This window comes from Mycobacterium sp. (genome assembly GCF_052145595.1).
GTDB lineage: Bacteria > Actinomycetota > Actinomycetes > Mycobacteriales > Mycobacteriaceae > Mycobacterium.
This window is the reverse complement of record NZ_JBKQOI010000133.1, coordinates 56,964-72,576: the sequence shown is the minus strand read 5'-3', so window position 1 is coordinate 72,576 and position 15,613 is coordinate 56,964. Positions and strand designations below refer to the sequence as shown.

At 64.6% G+C, this 15,613-nt stretch carries 14 protein-coding genes; 6 read left to right on the top strand and 8 right to left on the bottom strand.

Annotated elements, in window-relative coordinates:
* The first annotated feature begins 47 nt into the window (after positions 1-47).
* Positions 48-1,346 (top strand): sodium:proton exchanger, encoded by a 1,299-nt coding sequence (locus ACLP4W_RS12025; RefSeq protein ID WP_442386345.1) that lies wholly within the window; start codon positions 48-50, stop codon positions 1,344-1,346.
* Positions 1,347-1,409: 63 nt separating this feature from the next.
* Positions 1,410-2,231, top strand: a complete 822-nt coding sequence (locus tag ACLP4W_RS12020; protein ID WP_442386376.1) for an SDR family oxidoreductase — start codon at positions 1,410-1,412, stop codon at positions 2,229-2,231.
* Positions 2,232-2,240: 9 nt separating this feature from the next.
* Here the strand turns inward: ACLP4W_RS12020 and ACLP4W_RS12015 are convergent, their stop codons facing one another.
* Positions 2,241-4,010 (bottom strand): SulP family inorganic anion transporter, encoded by a 1,770-nt coding sequence (locus ACLP4W_RS12015; protein WP_442386344.1) that lies wholly within the window; start codon positions 4,008-4,010, stop codon positions 2,241-2,243.
* 27 nt (positions 4,011-4,037) lie between these two features.
* Complete coding sequence (locus ACLP4W_RS12010; RefSeq protein ID WP_442386343.1) at positions 4,038-5,108, bottom strand: sulfate ABC transporter substrate-binding protein; 1,071 nt, start codon at positions 5,106-5,108, stop codon at positions 4,038-4,040.
* Between the two features lie 179 nt (positions 5,109-5,287).
* Between ACLP4W_RS12010 and ACLP4W_RS12005 the strand changes: the two genes are divergently transcribed.
* Positions 5,288-6,688 (top strand): DUF2252 domain-containing protein, encoded by a 1,401-nt coding sequence (locus ACLP4W_RS12005; RefSeq protein WP_442386342.1) that lies wholly within the window; start codon positions 5,288-5,290, stop codon positions 6,686-6,688.
* An 85-nt stretch (positions 6,689-6,773) separates the two neighbouring features.
* Here the strand turns inward: ACLP4W_RS12005 and ACLP4W_RS12000 are convergent, their stop codons facing one another.
* The 3 genes from ACLP4W_RS12000 to ACLP4W_RS11990 all read right to left on the bottom strand — a co-directional run bounded on the left by ACLP4W_RS12000 (position 6,774) and on the right by ACLP4W_RS11990 (position 10,850).
* On the bottom strand, positions 6,774-8,357 hold the full coding sequence (locus tag ACLP4W_RS12000; protein WP_442386341.1) for a flavin-containing monooxygenase: 1,584 nt from the start codon (positions 8,355-8,357) through the stop codon (positions 6,774-6,776).
* On the bottom strand, positions 8,354-10,138 hold the full coding sequence (locus ACLP4W_RS11995; RefSeq protein WP_442386340.1) for a flavin-containing monooxygenase: 1,785 nt from the start codon (positions 10,136-10,138) through the stop codon (positions 8,354-8,356). The genes ACLP4W_RS12000 and ACLP4W_RS11995 overlap by 4 nt, the downstream gene beginning before the upstream one ends.
* 91 nt (positions 10,139-10,229) lie before the next feature.
* A complete protein-coding gene (locus ACLP4W_RS11990) occupies positions 10,230-10,850 on the bottom strand; it encodes a TetR/AcrR family transcriptional regulator (RefSeq protein ID WP_442386339.1) in 621 nt (206 codons plus the stop codon).
* A gap of 160 nt (positions 10,851-11,010) precedes the next feature.
* Here ACLP4W_RS11990 and ACLP4W_RS11985 point away from each other — a divergent pair, with 160 nt between their 5' ends.
* Both ACLP4W_RS11985 and ACLP4W_RS11980 read left to right on the top strand, forming a co-directional pair.
* The gene (locus tag ACLP4W_RS11985; RefSeq protein ID WP_442386338.1) at positions 11,011-11,646 is read left to right on the top strand and encodes a TetR/AcrR family transcriptional regulator; all 636 of its coding nucleotides are present in this window, start codon (positions 11,011-11,013) and stop codon (positions 11,644-11,646) included.
* Positions 11,643-12,635 carry an LLM class flavin-dependent oxidoreductase gene (locus ACLP4W_RS11980; RefSeq protein WP_442386337.1) on the top strand — a complete coding sequence of 331 codons (993 nt, stop codon included), beginning with the start codon at positions 11,643-11,645 and terminating at the stop codon, positions 12,633-12,635. Before ACLP4W_RS11985 ends, ACLP4W_RS11980 begins: the two co-directional genes overlap by 4 nt.
* Positions 12,636-12,662: 27 nt before the next feature.
* Here the strand turns inward: ACLP4W_RS11980 and ACLP4W_RS11975 are convergent, their stop codons facing one another.
* Positions 12,663-13,271 carry a TetR/AcrR family transcriptional regulator gene (locus ACLP4W_RS11975; RefSeq protein ID WP_442386375.1) on the bottom strand — a complete coding sequence of 203 codons (609 nt, stop codon included), beginning with the start codon at positions 13,269-13,271 and terminating at the stop codon, positions 12,663-12,665.
* Between the two features lie 175 nt (positions 13,272-13,446).
* On the opposite strand from ACLP4W_RS11975, the gene ACLP4W_RS11970 reads away from it, so the two are divergent.
* A complete protein-coding gene (locus tag ACLP4W_RS11970) occupies positions 13,447-14,007 on the top strand; it encodes a pyridoxamine 5'-phosphate oxidase family protein (RefSeq protein ID WP_442386336.1) in 561 nt (186 codons plus the stop codon).
* Between the two features lie 4 nt (positions 14,008-14,011).
* Here ACLP4W_RS11970 and ACLP4W_RS11965 read toward each other — a convergent pair whose 3' ends face one another.
* Together ACLP4W_RS11965 and ACLP4W_RS11960 are read right to left on the bottom strand one after the other, a co-directional pair.
* Entirely contained in the window at positions 14,012-14,485 is a 474-nt protein-coding gene (locus ACLP4W_RS11965; protein ID WP_442386335.1) for an SRPBCC family protein, read from the bottom strand.
* A 37-nt stretch (positions 14,486-14,522) separates the two neighbouring features.
* Entirely contained in the window at positions 14,523-15,500 is a 978-nt protein-coding gene (locus ACLP4W_RS11960) for a LysR family transcriptional regulator (protein WP_442386334.1), read from the bottom strand.
* Positions 15,501-15,613 lie beyond the last annotated feature (113 nt).

Genomic DNA, 15,613 nt, shown 5'->3' with positions numbered 1-15,613 from the left:
CGAACCGGCGCCAATGATCGGCACCCCTCGATGAGTTGAAGGACGAGATGCTCGGCATAGACAGACCCGCTGCCGCAGTCTCGACGGCATCACGCGCCCGACGACGCACCTTGACCCGCTCGGCGCTGATCACCGGGATATTCATCGCCCCGGCGGTGGTGGTCCGCAGTGTCGGCCTGCACCCGGACCCGGTGGCGGCCCTGCTGATCTTTGGGGCCGCGGTGGTCGCGGCCAGCTTCCTGTTGGCGTGGGCCGCCGAAGCCGCGCAGATCGATGTCTCCGGCGGGCTGGCGATCGCGGTGCTCGCGTTGGTCGCGGTCCTGCCCGAATACGCCGTTGACCTCTACTTCGCGTACGTGTCTGGCCGCAATCCGGATTACACCCAATACGCCGCCGCCAACATGACCGGATCGAATCGGCTGCTGATGGGCTTGGGCTGGCCTGTCGTGGTGTTGGTCAGCATTATCGTGGCGCGAAAGGCAGGCGCCAACAAACCCTCCGCCTTGGTGTTGCAGCCCGCCAATCGCGTCGAACTTGGGTTTCTGCTGATTGCCGGCCTGGTCGCATTCGTCATACCGGCGACCGGTCAAATCCACCTGGCGCTCGGGTTGACGCTGCTGGCGTGGTTCGGTTTCTACCTCTATAAGGTCAGCCACGGCGACGTGGAGGAGCCAGACCTCATCGGCACCGCCGCCGCCCTCGGCGAGCTGCCCGATCGCAGTCGGCGCATCGCCGTCGTCGGTCTCTTCGCGACGTCCGGCTCGGTGATCCTGTTGTGCGCCAAACCGTTCGCCGACAATCTGGTCACCGCGGGTACCGAGCTGGGCATCGATCGGTTCTTGCTGGTCCAGTGGCTGGCCCCACTGGCCTCCGAAGCCCCCGAGTTCATCATCGCGACCATCTTCGCCAGCCGCGGCAAGGGCGCGGCGGCGATGGCCACACTGATCTCCTCCAAGGTCAACCAGTGGACGCTGCTGATCGGATCGTTGCCGGTGGCCCACGTGCTCGGCGGTGGCGCGCCGTCCCTGGCGCTCGACTCACGCCAGATCGAGGAAGTGCTGCTCACGGCTACCCAAACCCTGATGGGGGTTGCGCTGATTCTGGGGCTGCGTTTCCGCCGGGCCGCGGCCTGGGCGCTGCTGGCGTTATTCCTCGTGCAGTTTCCGCTCAACTCGACACACGGGCGGCTGCTGCTCTGCGGTGTCTACGCCACGGTGGCCATCGTCTGGCTGATCATCAACCGCCGCTACCTGGCCGCCACGGTCAAGGCACCGTTTGTCGGGCGGGCGATCCGTCACAGCGGTCGCCCGCATCATGAGGAAGACGGTACCGCCGTCCCGACGTAGCCGTCGGGATGGCTTGTATAACATCGCGAGTTGACCAGAACCGTCTCGGAAGTGGAGCGCCCAGTGGCTCGCGAAGTGTTGATCGTCCTCGGTGTGGGCGGTATGGGCCAGGCGATTGCTCACCGCCTTGGTGCCGGCAAGACGGTGCTGTTGGCCGACAACAACGAGGCCACGCTGGCATCGGTGGCCGAAGCGCTGACGGCAGATGGCCATCGGGTAGATGGCCGCAGGGTAGACGTCTCGTCGCCGGAATCGGTGCGCACGCTGGCCGAACACGCGGCCTCACTCGGCCCCGTCACCCAGGTGGCGCACACCGCGGGCCTGTCCCCGGCGCAGGCCTCCGCCGAAGCGATCCTGGCCGTCGATCTTCTGGGTACCGCGCTCGTGCTGGAGGAATTCGGCGAGGTCATCGCGCCGGGCGGCGCGGGGGTCGTGATCGCCAGCATGGCCGGGCACATGTTCCCCCCGCTGAGCAGCGAACAAGAAAAAGCGCTGGCTCACAACCCGCCCGGCGAATTGTTGCAGCTGGACTTCATCAGCGGTATCACGGACCCGAACTTTGCCTATCCAATTGCAAAGCAGGCCAACCACATTCGAGTCCGTGCTGCCAGCGCGCACTGGGGCCGGCGGGGTGCGCGGATCAATTCGATCAGCCCGGGCATCATCTCCACTCCGATGGGTCAGCAGGAACTCGCCTCGCCTGTCGGCGATGGCATGCGAGCGATGGTCGCCATGTCCGCGACGGGCCGCCTCGGAACTCCTCAAGACATCGCCTCGGCCACCGCGTTCCTGCTCGGCCCCGAAGCGTCTTTCATCACCGGCACCGACCTGCTTGTCGACGGGGGCGTCATCGCGGCGATTAAAGCCGGAAGCCCCCCGAGCTAGGCGCAAACGTCAAACGAGGTAGTAGAAGCCCGGGTGATCGTCGGCTGATTTGGTCAGCGAAACATCGAATTCACGGGCAGCCAGCTCGTTTCGCGCGTAGCGCACCGCTTTGAGCGTCGCCGAGTATTCCTCGTCTTCTTCCGGAAAGATATGGTCGGCGGGGAACCAGTTTTGGAACCCGACGTTCTGCGCGACGGCAAGCGTGTCGGGGCGCACCCCGGCCAGCAGCACGGTCACCCCGCGTGCGGTTTCTTCGCGGAGGAAGTGCTCGATGCGCTCGATGCAGACGACGTCCGGGTGGCGCACGCGTTTGAGCCGCAAGACCACGAACTTGATCTCGTCGGCCTCGATCCGCTGTCTGAGTTCCAAGAGGTAGCGGTCCAATTCTGGTGCGGCGCCGAAAAACAGCTCACCCTCCAGGTCGTAGATGACGATCGACGGGTCCGGTACGTCGCCGGGAACACGTTCGCGGACCACTCGTTCGGGCGCGACGACAAGTTCTTTGGCTTTCAGCTTCGCCGCGCGTGGCACGAACAGCAGGATCGACAGGATCACGCCGAGCAGAACCGATTTGTCGAGATCGATTGCCACCCCGGTGAATGCGGTGACGATCACCAAACCTGCGTCATACCGCGACGCTTTGAGGGTGTAGATCAAACGCTTGAAATCGACGAGGCGTGCGGCAGTGACGAGCAGCAGTCCGGCCAGTGCCGGCTGCGGAACATAGCGCAGTAAGGGCGCGAACAGGAGCAGCGCCCCGGCAACCGTTGCGGCCGAGACGATCCCCGAGAATCGTGTTGCGGCACCGGACTGAAAATTGATCGCCGATCTGGACAGTGAGCCCGAGCCGGGCAAGCTCTGGAAGAAGCCGCCGGTGAGGTTGGCCAGGCCCTCGGCCATGATTTGCCGGTTGTAGTCGATCTTCTGTTGGGTCTGGTAGGCAATCGCTTTGGCGATCGACAAAGCTTCGATAATGCCGACGAAGGCGATGGCCAGCGCGCCCTCCGATAGGTGGGGCAGCCAACCGATGTGAGCGTCGGGGATATGCGGACCGGGCAGGCTCCGCGGGATGTTCGCCGCCACCGACACCGCGGTGTGACCGCCGGCGCCGGGGATCGACCATCCAGCGGAATAGGCGATCAGGGCGGTGATGATCAGCACGGCAAGCATGTCGATCTGCGGCCATCGGTAGCGCTGCACGAGTTTACGCAAAGCGACCGCCAACAGCACCGTCGCCGCACTGAGCGCCAGGGCGCGGAAGTTGATCGGATCGCCGTGGGACAAGGTCAGCCATACGCGATGCAAGACCTGCATGTGACCGTTGCCCTTGTCGCGCACGCCCAGCGCGTTGCCCAACTGTCCCACGGCGAGCAGAAACGCTGCGGCCGCCATGAATCCGGCGATGACCGATTCGGAGATGTAGCGGGTCAGGTTGCCGAGCTTGAGCAAGCTGATCAGGATCTGGATCGCACCCACCAGCACACCGAGCAGGAACAGCGCCTCGAAGAGTTCACCAGTGTTCTCCGAATCGATGAACGCCAGGCTGGTGAACACAAGCAACGATATGGCGCTCGTCGGCCCGTTGATCAGATGCGACGACGAACCGAATATCGAGGCGACCGCGGTCACCACGATTGCGGAATAGAAACCGAACCTGGGATCCACGCCGGCGATCAGGGCGTAAGCCATCGCCTGTGGGAAGGAGATGGCGGCGACGGTGAGGCCGGCGATGAGATCATGCCGCCCTTTCGCCAGGTCGTAGTTCAGAGCAAGGCCCACGTTGTGATCAGACTTTCGCCAGGTTCCCTACGCCGCGGCCGGCGGCGCGGAGATGATGTCGAGGATTCCGTTGGCGCCGAAGAACTGCTCGCGCGCGTCGCTCCAGTCCCTCGCGATCGCCGTCACCGGGAACAGCGCGAGAGGGGGCAGCCGGTCGGCATATTTTGCAAGGATTTCCGGCTTGAACGGCCGATATCCATATTGCGCTACCAATTCCTGTGCGGCATCGGTGAACAAGTAGTTCAGGTAGGCCTTGGCGTAGGTCGCCGTCTTGGGTTCGGTGAGGTTTGCGTCGACCCAGGCCACCGCCGGCTCGGCGAGGATGCTCGCCGGTGGATAGACGAGCTGAAGTTCGTCCTTATTGGCCGCGACCTCGCGCAGCGCCTCGTTCTCCCAGGTGAGCTGGACGTCGCCGATCTTCGCCAGAGCGAAACTGGTGGCCGCGCCGCGGGCACCGGCGTCGGAGACCGCCACGTGCTGCAACAACGTCCTAACGTAGCCGGCCGCTTGGGCCTGGCTGCCGCCGCGCGTCGTGACCGAGCCCCACGCGGCAAGGACGCTCAATTGGCCGTTGCCGGAGGTGCGCGGATTGGGTGTCACCACGGCGACGTCACGATTGATCAGATCGGGCCAGTCGTGGATGGCTTTGGGATTGCCCTTCCGGACGACAAAGACAATGGTCGACGTGTAAGGCACCGAATTGTTCGGTAGACGCTGCTGCCAGTTGGGGGCGATGAGCCCCCGCTTGCTCAAGGTCTGGATATCGCTGATCAGCGCCAGCGACACCACGCTGGCTTTCTGGCTGCCGTCGAGAACACTGCTTACCTGGCGCCCCGAACCGCCGTGAGACTCTTTGATGTCCAAGCCGATTCCGGTGTGAGCGCGGTATTGCGGGATGAACGCCTTGTCGATCGCCGCATATAACTCGCGTGTCGGGTCGTAGGAGACGTTCAGGATTTGGTTGGACCCGGCGCCAGGACTGTTCTTGATGACGATCGCTGTTACGGCAAAGACGATGGCAACAACGCCAACGACGCTGAGCCAGCTAACGCGTAACAGGGGGCGGGAACGCTTGAGTGTCGGACGCCCCTTTAGCATCCAGGCGTCCTCTCACGGCAATACTCCGGACTATTTCGTCTGGCACTCAACATTTTCAAAGATGTTAACGAACGGGCCACCTGGCCACAGCCATGAGAATCACTCTGATGATAAATAACACCGTGGTGGAAGCATCGAAAGTCCCTCGCAGCCGCGACTCCCCTGCGTATGCTGACCAGATGGCGCAACGGGTGTTGCGTGACCGCCTGATCGAGCTCGAAGTTCCGGGCGAGGATGTGGCGCGCGGGCGGTCACTGCGAAAGACGGTCCCGCGGCGCTCCCTCGGACAGCTGACCCCCTCTGCGCGAACGTCGACGGAAATTCTCGTCGCCCAAAATGCTGGGCGGCTAAGCGAACTCGTCCCGCTTCGGTTCGCCCGGATGCTCGCGGACCCGTTCGCTTTTTACCGAGGTTCTGCGGCGGTCATGGCCGCCGACCTCGCCGCAAGCCCATCAAGCGGGATCGAAATCATGTGCTGCGGTGATGCTCATGTCTCGAATTTCGGCCTGTACGCCGCCCCGCATCGGTCGATCGTTTTCGACCTGAACGACTTCGATGAGGCCGCGGTCGCACCCGCGGAGTGGGACGTCAAACGCCTGATCACCAGCGCGATCATCGGGGGCCGCCATGCCGGATACCCGGCCAAGGCCATCCGACGATGTGTCGAACAAGCACTGGTGGGCTATCAAACCAGTCTTGAGGCGATGCTCGAGGAGATGAATGTTCTGGATCGCTACTACCTGCGGGTGGAGCCCGAGCACTACACCGGGAAGGTGTCCAAGGGGCTGCAGGCCGTGACTCAGAAAACGATTTCCCGGGCGCGCACTCGAACGTCAGCACGGGTCTTCAAGCAGATCATGGAGATTGGGGCGGACGGAACCCCGCGCCTGCGCGAAGCGCCTCCCGTCCTTCAGCACGTCGACGAGGAAACCGAAGCCCCGTTGGTGGAGTCGATTCAGGAGTATCTGGCCGCAGTTCCCGCCGACGTCGCGCTCTTGCTGTCGCACTTTCGCGTCACCGATGTCGCCCTGCGGGTAGTCGGCGTCGGCAGTGTCGGTACCCGCTGTTACTTGGTCATCCTGGTCGGCCCCAACGACACGCCGCTGATCCTGCAGATCAAAGAGGCCGTTCGATCGGTGCTCGAGGAATACGGCGGTTGGCGCCAGCCGGATACGCTGGCCGCGGCCGTCGGGGCAAAAGGCCAGGGCGTCCGCGTCACTGATGGGCAGCAAATCCTGCAGGCGATGTCGGATGTATTCCTCGGAACGACACGCAAGGACGGCCGCGATTACTACGTTCGTCAGTTCCACGACATGAAGGGCACCGTCGACACCGAAGGCATGTCGGCCTCCACATTCCGCGAATACGTCACGGCCTGTGCGGTTTTGCTGGCGCGGGCCCACTCGCAGAGCGCCAATGCGTCGATACTGCGGGGATACGCCGGAACCAACGACGCCCTGCACGACGCGGTCGCCGAGTGGTCCTACGCCTACGCTGACAAGTCGCTCGACGATTTTCACCAACTGCGCGCAGCGGCCGCAGGCGGTGATATCGATGTTGCCGAAGATCCCGTCCGATAGCGAGTCGGCCATAATCAATCAACGATGCCTACGCCGCCCCGGCCGCTCGCCGATTGATCCGCGGCGTAATCGATTTAGGCCAGGGCTAGTCAGCTCTCCTGGCAAGCGCGTCCTGCGTCACCTTGGCCGGCCGCCCACTTGCCGGCGTCATGCCGGTGTGGTGAAGCCATTCTCCCGGCCGCAGCCGCCAGGTCCGGCGAGCGTATTCCAGCTCGGTGTAAGGCCATTGGGTCACGATGCGACCCGTAGGAGAACGGAAGTAGCTGTCGCACTGGGTCCAGATGGTGCGCTCGAGATCCGCGGAAAGAGCCTCGTTGTACCGCTTCTCGACTTCCGGGCGCACATCGAGGTATCCGCCTCGACGCGCCAGCCGGCTCACGGCGCTGGCCACCAGTCGCGCGCCGGCCTCGAGTATGTAGACGATCGAGTTGCCGCCCTGGTTGGTGTTGGGGCCGTAGAGCATGAAGAAGTTGGGGAACCCGCTGACGGCCACGCCCATGTAGGCGCTGGGGTCGTCGCCCCAGCGCTGGTGCAGCCGCTGGCCCCCGGTCCCGATGGCGTCGATCCCGGACAGGTAGCGCGAGGTCTCAAATCCGGTGGCCAGCACGATCACATCGGCGTCGACCACCCGACCGGCGGCGGTGATGATCGAGGTCTCGGTGATCCGGTCAATGGGCTCGGTTACCAGCTCGACATTGTCTTGTTGCAGTGCCCGGTAATACTCGTCGCCCAACAGCACCCGCTTACAGCGGAACGGATAGTCCGGTATCAGCATGCGACGAAGCCGCTCGTCGGGCACGGTGCGTTCCAGAAACGACGTCGCGAACTGACTGCGGGCGGTGACAATCGGGTCGTCGGCAAAAGTAGCGGTGTTGTCGTGCTGGAATTTCCAGATCTGCCAGCGGGTGCGCAGGACCGCCAACGGATAGCGCCGGAATTGCGCCAATTCGGTTGCGCTGTAGGGCCGGTCGTCCTTGGGCACCATCCACGGCGGTGTCCGCTGAAAGACCGTCACGCGTTCGGCGATCTTCGCCAGCTCCGGAACGGCCTGGACTCCGCTGGCACCGGTGCCGATCACCGCCACCCTTTTGCCCGCCAGGTCGACGCCGTGATCCCACTGCGCGGTGTGCATGAGCGCGCCGCTGAAGTCGGTGAGGCCGGCGATATCGGGAAGCTTCAGCGATCCGAATAGCCCGACGGCGCAGACGACGACGTCAGCCGTCACGGTCTCCGCGTGCCCGGCACGGTCTACCTGGCAATCCCAGCTGCAGGTGTCCGGGTTCCACCGGACCGAGCCGACTCTGGTGTTAAGCATCAGATGGCGGCGCAGATCGAAGTCGTCGGCCACCGACTCGAGGTAGGCCAGAATCTCGGGCTGCCGGGCGTAGGTGCGGCTCCAGGATTTGTTGGGCGCGAACGAAAACGAGTACAGGTGGCTCTGGATGTCGCACGCGGCCCCGGGATAGGTGTTTCGCCGCCATGTGCCTCCGACGCCGTCGTCGGCCTCGATGACCACCAGGTCCTCGATGCCGGCGCGGCGCAGCGCCACCGCGGCGCCCAGCCCGCCGAAGCCGGCGCCGATGATTGCCACCTTCGGTGGGCGCCTACGTCGCGTCGCCGCTCGCAGCCGGCCGGCGGCGTAGCGACGACGGGCCTGACGGCTCGTCACGGACGGGCCCCCGCAGCGCGGATCTCGAGCCCTTCCATGTCGCCCTTTGCCCGCCACGCCTGCAGGATGTCGGCGTACTCGGTTGGCGCACCGAAGAAGAAGCTGCCCTGCCGGGTCTTGGCGTCGGCCTTCCCTTCGCGGTTGTAGTAGCCGGGGGTGCAGGTGCTGGCCCGCTCGGCGGTTGCGGCCGACCGGGCCACAACGGTGTCCACCCACGCGGCTTCGGCGCTGGGTGACGCCTCAACCTCTGTGACGCCGCGCGCAAGCGCCCATGCGATGATCCATGCGACGTGGCTTGCCTGAACGTCCAGCAGGTACGGGAAGTTCACCGTGAGCCCGGCCTGCGCGATGCTTTCGATGAAGCAATTCGGAAAACCGTTGGCGCAGAGGCCCTGAAACGTACGCACGCCGTCGTGCCACCGGTCGGTCAGCGTCACGCCGTCGCGGCCGATCAGCTCGAATCCGGTACGCCGGCAGTAGTCGGTGCCCACCTCGAAACCCGTCGCGAAGATGAGGCAGTCCAGTTCGTAGGTCACTCCGTCGACGACCACGCCCGCCTCGGTGATGCGTTCCACCCCGCGACCGCGGGTGTCGACGAGCGTGACGTTGTCCCGGTTGAACGTTTGCAGGTACTCGTCGTGAAAGCAGGGCCGCTTGCAGAAGTAGCCGTACCAGGGTTTGAGCGCCTCGGCGGTGGCGCGATCGGTGACGATCTCATCGACTCGGTCGCGGATCTCCGCCATCTTGGCGAAGTCGGCGAGTTCAATGTCGCGAGCCGGTGAGGCGACGCCGTCGTGGCGCATAACCGGAAGCTTGCGGGTGATGCTGGTCCAGGCATCCGCGACGAGATCCTCCTGGGCCTGCCCGCCGGCCGTGAGGATCTGGAAGTTCTCTATGCGCCTGCGCTGCCAGCCCGGCTGTAACGTGTTGACCCAGTGCGGATCCGTGGGCCGGTTGGCTCGCACGTCTACCGATGACGGCGTGCGCTGGAAGACGTAGAGGTGCTCTGCCGCCGCGGCGAGGTGGGGCACGCACTGGATCGCCGTGGCACCGGTGCCGATGATGCCAACGCGCTCACCGCCCAGGTTCTCCAGCCTTTCGCCGGTGTAGGCATAGTTCCACCGGCTGGTATGAAACGTCTGCCCGCGGAAAGAGCCGAGACCGGGGATGCCGGGCAGCTTGGGTTTGGCTTGGTACCCGTTTGCCATGGAGACGAATTTCGCCCGCATCTCGTCGCCGTGGTTCGTGCGGATTATCCAGCGGGAATCCTGGCTATCCCAAAGGATTTCATGCACATCGGTGCGCAGACAGGCGTCGCGGTACAGGTCGTAGTGCTGCGCGATGCGCTGGCAGTGCGCGAAGATCTCCGATCCCTTGGCGTATTTTTCGGCGGGAATGTAGCCGAGTTCCTCCAGCAATGGGATGTACACGTAAGACTCGACGTCACAGGCAATCCCCGGATACCGGTTCCAGTACCAGGTGCCACCCACGTCGGCGGCCCTGTCGATCAATCGCACGCTTTCGACACCGAGCTCACGTAGCCGCGCTCCGGTCAACAGCCCGCCGAAACCCGCGCCGACGATCGCCACGTCAATCTCGTCGGTGAGGGGTCCGCGGGTGAAGTCCCCGTCTAACCAAGGGTCTTCGGCGTACCGGGCGAACGCACCCGTCGTCTCCACGTACTGCGCGATGCCGTCCGGGCGCAGGCGCCGTTCCCGCTCTTCGGCGTACTTGCTTCGCAGCGCGTCAACGTCGAACGTCACGCCAACGGTCTCGGTCAAGGTCTCGACTTCCTCTCCGCGACCCCGACTATATAATCAATCGTTTGATCATATCAAGGGAATGCGCCGCTCATGATCCGCCTGGTGGTCGCTATGACCGGCCGAACAGCGTTCCCCGGACCAGGTGCTTGGCCGAGCCGAGCGCCGCCTGGTAGTCCTCCGGCGGCAGGGTGGCCGCCAGCTCCGTCAAGCCGTAGATGAGCGAATAGATCGCCTCGACAGCGCCCCGCCGATCCGGGCGGTCAGCGAGATCGCCCTGGTGGTAGGCATCGTCGACGATGCTCTCAATGATTGCGCGGAACGCCTGAAACCCTGTGCTGCCCGCCAGCTGAGAATCGAAGGCGGCCGCGCCTTCGGCCCGGATCGCCCACTCGAAGGCGGCGAGGTCGGGGTACTCGCGCATCAACCGGCCCGATTCGTCGAGCACCGCTTCGATTCGGTCGATGACGTCGCCGGGGCGGGCGGCGGCCCCACGCAGCCGCGGCAAGGCGACGTCGGTTCTCGCCGCGATCGCCGCCTTGATCAGCTCCGACTTGTTCGGAAAGTAGTTGTACAGGCTGGCGCTGGTCACCTTTGCCGTGCGGGCGATCTCACGGATGGTCGCCCGGGCGTACCCCACTTTGGCCACACAGCGCATGGTGGCGACGATGATCCGCTGGCGGGTCTCCTCGCCGCTGGCGCCGACCGGGCGACCTAGCTGCGCCCGCGGCATTGCGTTGTCCTCACTCGCGCGTCCTGTCCGTCGGCCCTCGATGCCCGCGACGGCACGTCACCGACACGATCGAATATAATCGAGCGATCAATTAGCTTTTGCCTTTGGCGCGGAGGTGTGCGGTGCGACGTCCACAGACCGACGGCGGGTACCGCGCGGCATGACCGTCACGCCGTCTCAGTTGGGCCGGCCGGTGGGCGCCAATGGTGAGCAGACCCGCGCTCGGATCATCACCGCGGCCATGCGCTGCGTGGCCGAGGTGGGCTACTCGCAGGCGACGATCCGCGAGATCGCCAAGGCCGCCGACATGACCAGCGGCAGCCTGTATCACTACTTTGCGAACAAGTCCGAGTTGCTCAACGCGACCGTCAGCGAGATCGACGAGATTGCATTCCCTCGGCTGCGGGCCGCCGCGGCGCGAGCCGATGACGTCGTCGACCGCATCGCGGCGGTGTTGGACGAGTCGGACCGGTTGATGCACGAATATCCCCACCTGGCCGCGTTCGACCGGGCGGTCCGCGCCGAAAGCACCGCGCGCAGCGGCCGGCCGAAATACGCCGGGCTAAAAGCGTTGCGCGACATCATAAATGAAATCATCGAGGACGCTCGATCGCAGGGTGCGCTGCCACCCGACACCAACCCGGGCGCCGCCGTCGATGCCATCTACGCGCTGACCCGCGGTCTGACGGAGCGGGCGGCCAGCCTGCCACCGAATGCCTACGCGGCCACATTGGGCTCGGCCAAGGAATTGATCAGGGGAACGCTGTTCGTGCGCGCGGCCGGCGTACCACGATGAGCCTGCTCACCGCGCTGCGGCTGAACATGACCAACATCGCCGATCCGACGGCGCGCCACGGGAGCCGTTACCTGGCCGCGTTGGACATGGCGGAGTTTGTTGATAAGCACGGATTCACCGCCGTCAGCGGAGAAGAACATCATTTGGCGGCCACGAGTTGGCTTCCGTCGCCACTGATTCTGGCCGCCGCGATCGCCGGGCGAACGCGCAACGTGCGGATCAGCATTAACGCGCTGATCGTCACGCTCTACGATCCGGTTCGGCTCGCCGAGGACATCGCCGTGCTGGACAACCTCGCCCTCGGCCGCTTCAGTTTCGTCGCCGGCATGGGTTACCGGCCCGAGGAGTACCACGCGGCCGGCAAGGACTGGGCACAGCGGGGCGCTTTGATGGACCAATGTTTGACGGTGCTGCTCAAGGCGTGGAGCGATCAGCCCTTCGAACACGAAGGCACGCTGATCAACGTCACGCCGAAGCCGCATACGCGTCCGCATCCGATCTTTTTCGTCGGCGGTATGACCGCTGCGGCGGCCCGGCGCGCGGCGCGCTTCGGACTACCGTTCTCTCCGCCGATGGCCATGCCCGACGTCGAAGCGATGTATGAGCAGGAGCTGCGCAGGCATGGAAAGATGGGCTTCGTCTACCACCCCGAAAACGGGAGCACCGTCACCTTGCTGCACCCCGATCCCGACGAAGCTTGGTCTCGCTACGGCGATTTCATCATGAACGAAGCGGCCGAATACAGCGCCTGGAAGCGCACCGGCGTACCTCGGCCCAATGAAGCCGCCGCCGCCTCGATCCAGGATCTACGCCGTCTCAACGGTGTCGAGATCCTCACCCCCGAACAGCTGATCGACCAGATCCGCGGTGGCAGAAAGGAAGTCGTGATGAACCCGCTCATCGGCGGCCTTCCGATCGACGAGGGCTGGGCCAGCCTGCACCTGCTGACCGATAAGGTCCTCCTCAACGTGACGCGGCGCGGGGTCTGAATTTCCGGCTTGACGCCGCGATCGCGTTCAGCCACGCAATCGCTCGAGTCCGGCGACGATGAGTCGCAACCCGTAAGCGAATTCATCTTCCAACGGAACGGGAAGGTCGTCGGCGACCGCGACCGTCGCGGGATAGCGGGACGGATCAAGCTCATGGAATGCGGCCGCTAGTTCGGCGTCCTGTCCGGCCGCCGGCGAGCCGGAGAGTTGGATCGCGAAGCCGAGTACATAGCGGGCCAGTGTTGCGTAGGCGTGGGCGGCGACCACCGGTGGAAATCCGTTGTCGAGAAGGACGGACAGAATTTGTTCACGCTGGGCCAGCGCGTTGGGCCCCATCGGCACGTGCCCGATCAATAAGGGTGCGACATTGCCATGGCGGCCCAGCGCGTCAAACATATGCTGCGCGAACGATGTACAGGCTTGTTGCCAGGGCAGCGCCGCAACTGTCGGCGGGTCGAGGGCGACTTCACCGAGCATGCGGTCGACCATCTTGGCCACCAATTCCGATCGGTTGGCGAAATGACGGTACAGCGTGGCGGTTCCTGATTCCAGGCGCTGCGCCAGGGAACGCATCGACAGTGCGTCGGCCCCGTGCTCGTCAACGAGTTCGAGGGCTACCGCGAGGATCCGGTCCAGGGGCAGGGCCGGACGCCCGCGGGAGCGGCCCGACGGCGGCTGTCCGGTCACATCGCTCAAGAGAACCTCCGAAGTCGTGCACACTCGCCGCCTTGACACCTGACCCATTTACGGACACACTGTAGTCATTAATTGTAACCTGGGTCAACACCTCTGATAGCAAGGACATCCCGCCATGCTCCTGCCCCTGGCATCAGAGCCCTACACGGCTCCGACCGACCGCGACATGCTTCCCTCCGAGCGACGCGAATTCGTCCGTACCCACCGCACGTGCGTGTTCGGTTACCGCCGCCGCAACGACGGACCCGCAATGTCGGTCGTCTACTACATCCCCACCGACACCGACGAGCTGTTGGTTTCCACCATGGCCGGCCGCGGCAAAGCCCGCGTCGTCGAGCGCGACGGCAAGGTCAGTCTGTGCGTCCTGGATGAGCGGTGGCCCTTTGCCTACCTGCAGGTTTACGCGGACGCGACCCTCGACCACGACCGTGATCTGGTGGTCGACGTGATGATGGCGGTTGCCGGTCGGATGTCCGGCCAACCACTCGGCGAGGAGGCACGCCCCTACGTAAAAGAAATGTCGGAGCGAGAAAACCGTGTCGTGATCCGCTGCCGTCCCTACGCCACCTTCGCTCAGCCCCCGCGCCACCTGCACCGCAACGACCAAGCCGAAGAAGTGACTCACTGGGTTTCGGGCCTGGTCGACTGGGATGCCTCCGACCCAACCGACGGGTGATCACCTACCGCCCGGCGTAGCGATCACGCAGCTTGGCCAGCGTCGCCTCGATGCCGGACGCGTTGGCCTTGCGGGCACCGATCCGTTCGTAGTACTTCAGCCTGTTCTTGATCGCACCGGCGTTGCTGTAGTCGAAGGTCTCGGTGACTCGCGTCAGCGTCGGTGAGAGCGCCTCGAATTCCCAACGCCAGCGGTGGCCCACGGGATGGCGCCATTCGACCACCTCGTTCGGCTTTAGGGCGGTTACCGTACTCGTGATGCGGTACGGCAGGCCGTACATTTTCATCTTCGTCGAAAACTTCGATCCCACAACCAGTTCCGCCGGAATTCTCATGTTGTCGCGAACGGTGCCCGATCCGTCCAGTTCGCGATGGCGCCGGGGATCGGCGGCCAACGCATACAGCTCCGCGGCCGGCGCGGCGACTTCGACCGACCGGCTCACTTGGTGGGGTCCCGCATCGACGACAGTCACATCCATGATGTCTCCTCGGCAGTCCTACAGCGCCACGCCGACGCTACGCTTGACCTACGGTGGGGGGCTCTGCGAAGTTCGGATCCCACGACGACGCCGGCGCGAAGCTTGCGGGCCAGAAGCCAGATTTGGTGAGCCTCTCGACCTCTTCTCGCATGAGGACGCCGATTTTCGTGGCAAGCTCGCGGGGAAGCTCCAGCGCAGTGGTCGCGGCCACCCCGATCTGATGGGTGATTTGGGGCTCATAAATAGGTGCGTAGCGCAGTCGGCCCGCTTCGGCGTCGGCGACACACGCCGCCAGCGGCATCACCGCGTATCCGAGTCCCGCCCCGACGAGGCACTTCGACACTTCGAGCGAATCGGTCGAAAAGCGGGTTGAGATAGCGACTTTGCGACGCAGCGCCGCGTTTTCCAAGGTGTTTCGGATTCCAGTCTGTGCGCTGGGCATGATGAGCGGCAGCGCGGCCAGGTCCGCGAAGCGGACGGGGTCGGCCGGCGAGAGCTCCGACGTGGGGCCGCCGACGAGAACGAGATCCTCGACCAGCAGATGGCGGTAGAACAGCCGGTCATCGGATACCGGATTGATTACCGCGAGATCGATTGCGCCGTTGAGCATGCGTTGGACGAGGTCATCGGTGTCGGCGACGGCGGCGTGAAAGTGCACGTTCGGAAACGCGGCGCCGAGGCTGGCCAACAGCGGTGCCGCCAGCACGCCGGCGGCGGTGGGCACCATTCCGAACAACATGCCACGCTCGATCCGCGCCAGGGGTGACCCCGCATACTGGACAGCGAGCTCCAACTGACGCAGCGGTGCGGCCGTCGTGGAGCGCAAGCGCTCGCCCTCCTCGGTGAGTTGCACGCCCCGCCGGGTCCGGTGGAACAAAGTGATGCCGAGGTCTTGCTCGAGCAAACGGACCTGGCGACTCAGCGCGGGCTGAGCAATCCCCAGCGCGGTGGCCGCCCGGGTGATCGAGCCTTCTTCCGCGATGCGCAGGAAGTACTTGAGCCGGTGAGTATCCATCGGTGTCAGGTCTACCAGCCATACAAATTCGGCATGACTCATTTCCCGAATTGGTATTACCTGGTGGCGCTGATGCCGCCATATGGTCGGCGATGTGAGGAGGGCGGCGGGAA

Excerpts from the sequence above, each read along its gene's own strand:
- ACLP4W_RS11990 (WP_442386339.1), bottom strand. The coding sequence starts at position 10,850 with ATGCCGCGGGCGCAGCTAGGTCGCCCGGTCGGCGCCAGCGGCGAGGAG.
- ACLP4W_RS11965 (WP_442386335.1), bottom strand. The coding sequence starts at position 14,485 with ATGGATGTGACTGTCGTCGATGCGGGACCCCACCAAGTGAGCCGGTCG.
- ACLP4W_RS12010 (WP_442386343.1), bottom strand. The coding sequence starts at position 5,108 with ATGCTAAAGGGGCGTCCGACACTCAAGCGTTCCCGCCCCCTGTTACGC.
- ACLP4W_RS11985 (WP_442386338.1), top strand. The coding sequence starts at position 11,011 with ATGACCGTCACGCCGTCTCAGTTGGGCCGGCCGGTGGGCGCCAATGGT.
- ACLP4W_RS12025 (WP_442386345.1), top strand. The coding sequence starts at position 48 with ATGCTCGGCATAGACAGACCCGCTGCCGCAGTCTCGACGGCATCACGC.
- ACLP4W_RS12005 (WP_442386342.1), top strand. The coding sequence starts at position 5,288 with ATGGCGCAACGGGTGTTGCGTGACCGCCTGATCGAGCTCGAAGTTCCG.
- ACLP4W_RS11970 (WP_442386336.1), top strand. The coding sequence starts at position 13,447 with ATGCTCCTGCCCCTGGCATCAGAGCCCTACACGGCTCCGACCGACCGC.
- ACLP4W_RS11960 (WP_442386334.1), bottom strand. The coding sequence starts at position 15,500 with ATGGATACTCACCGGCTCAAGTACTTCCTGCGCATCGCGGAAGAAGGC.
- ACLP4W_RS11980 (WP_442386337.1), top strand. The coding sequence starts at position 11,643 with ATGAGCCTGCTCACCGCGCTGCGGCTGAACATGACCAACATCGCCGAT.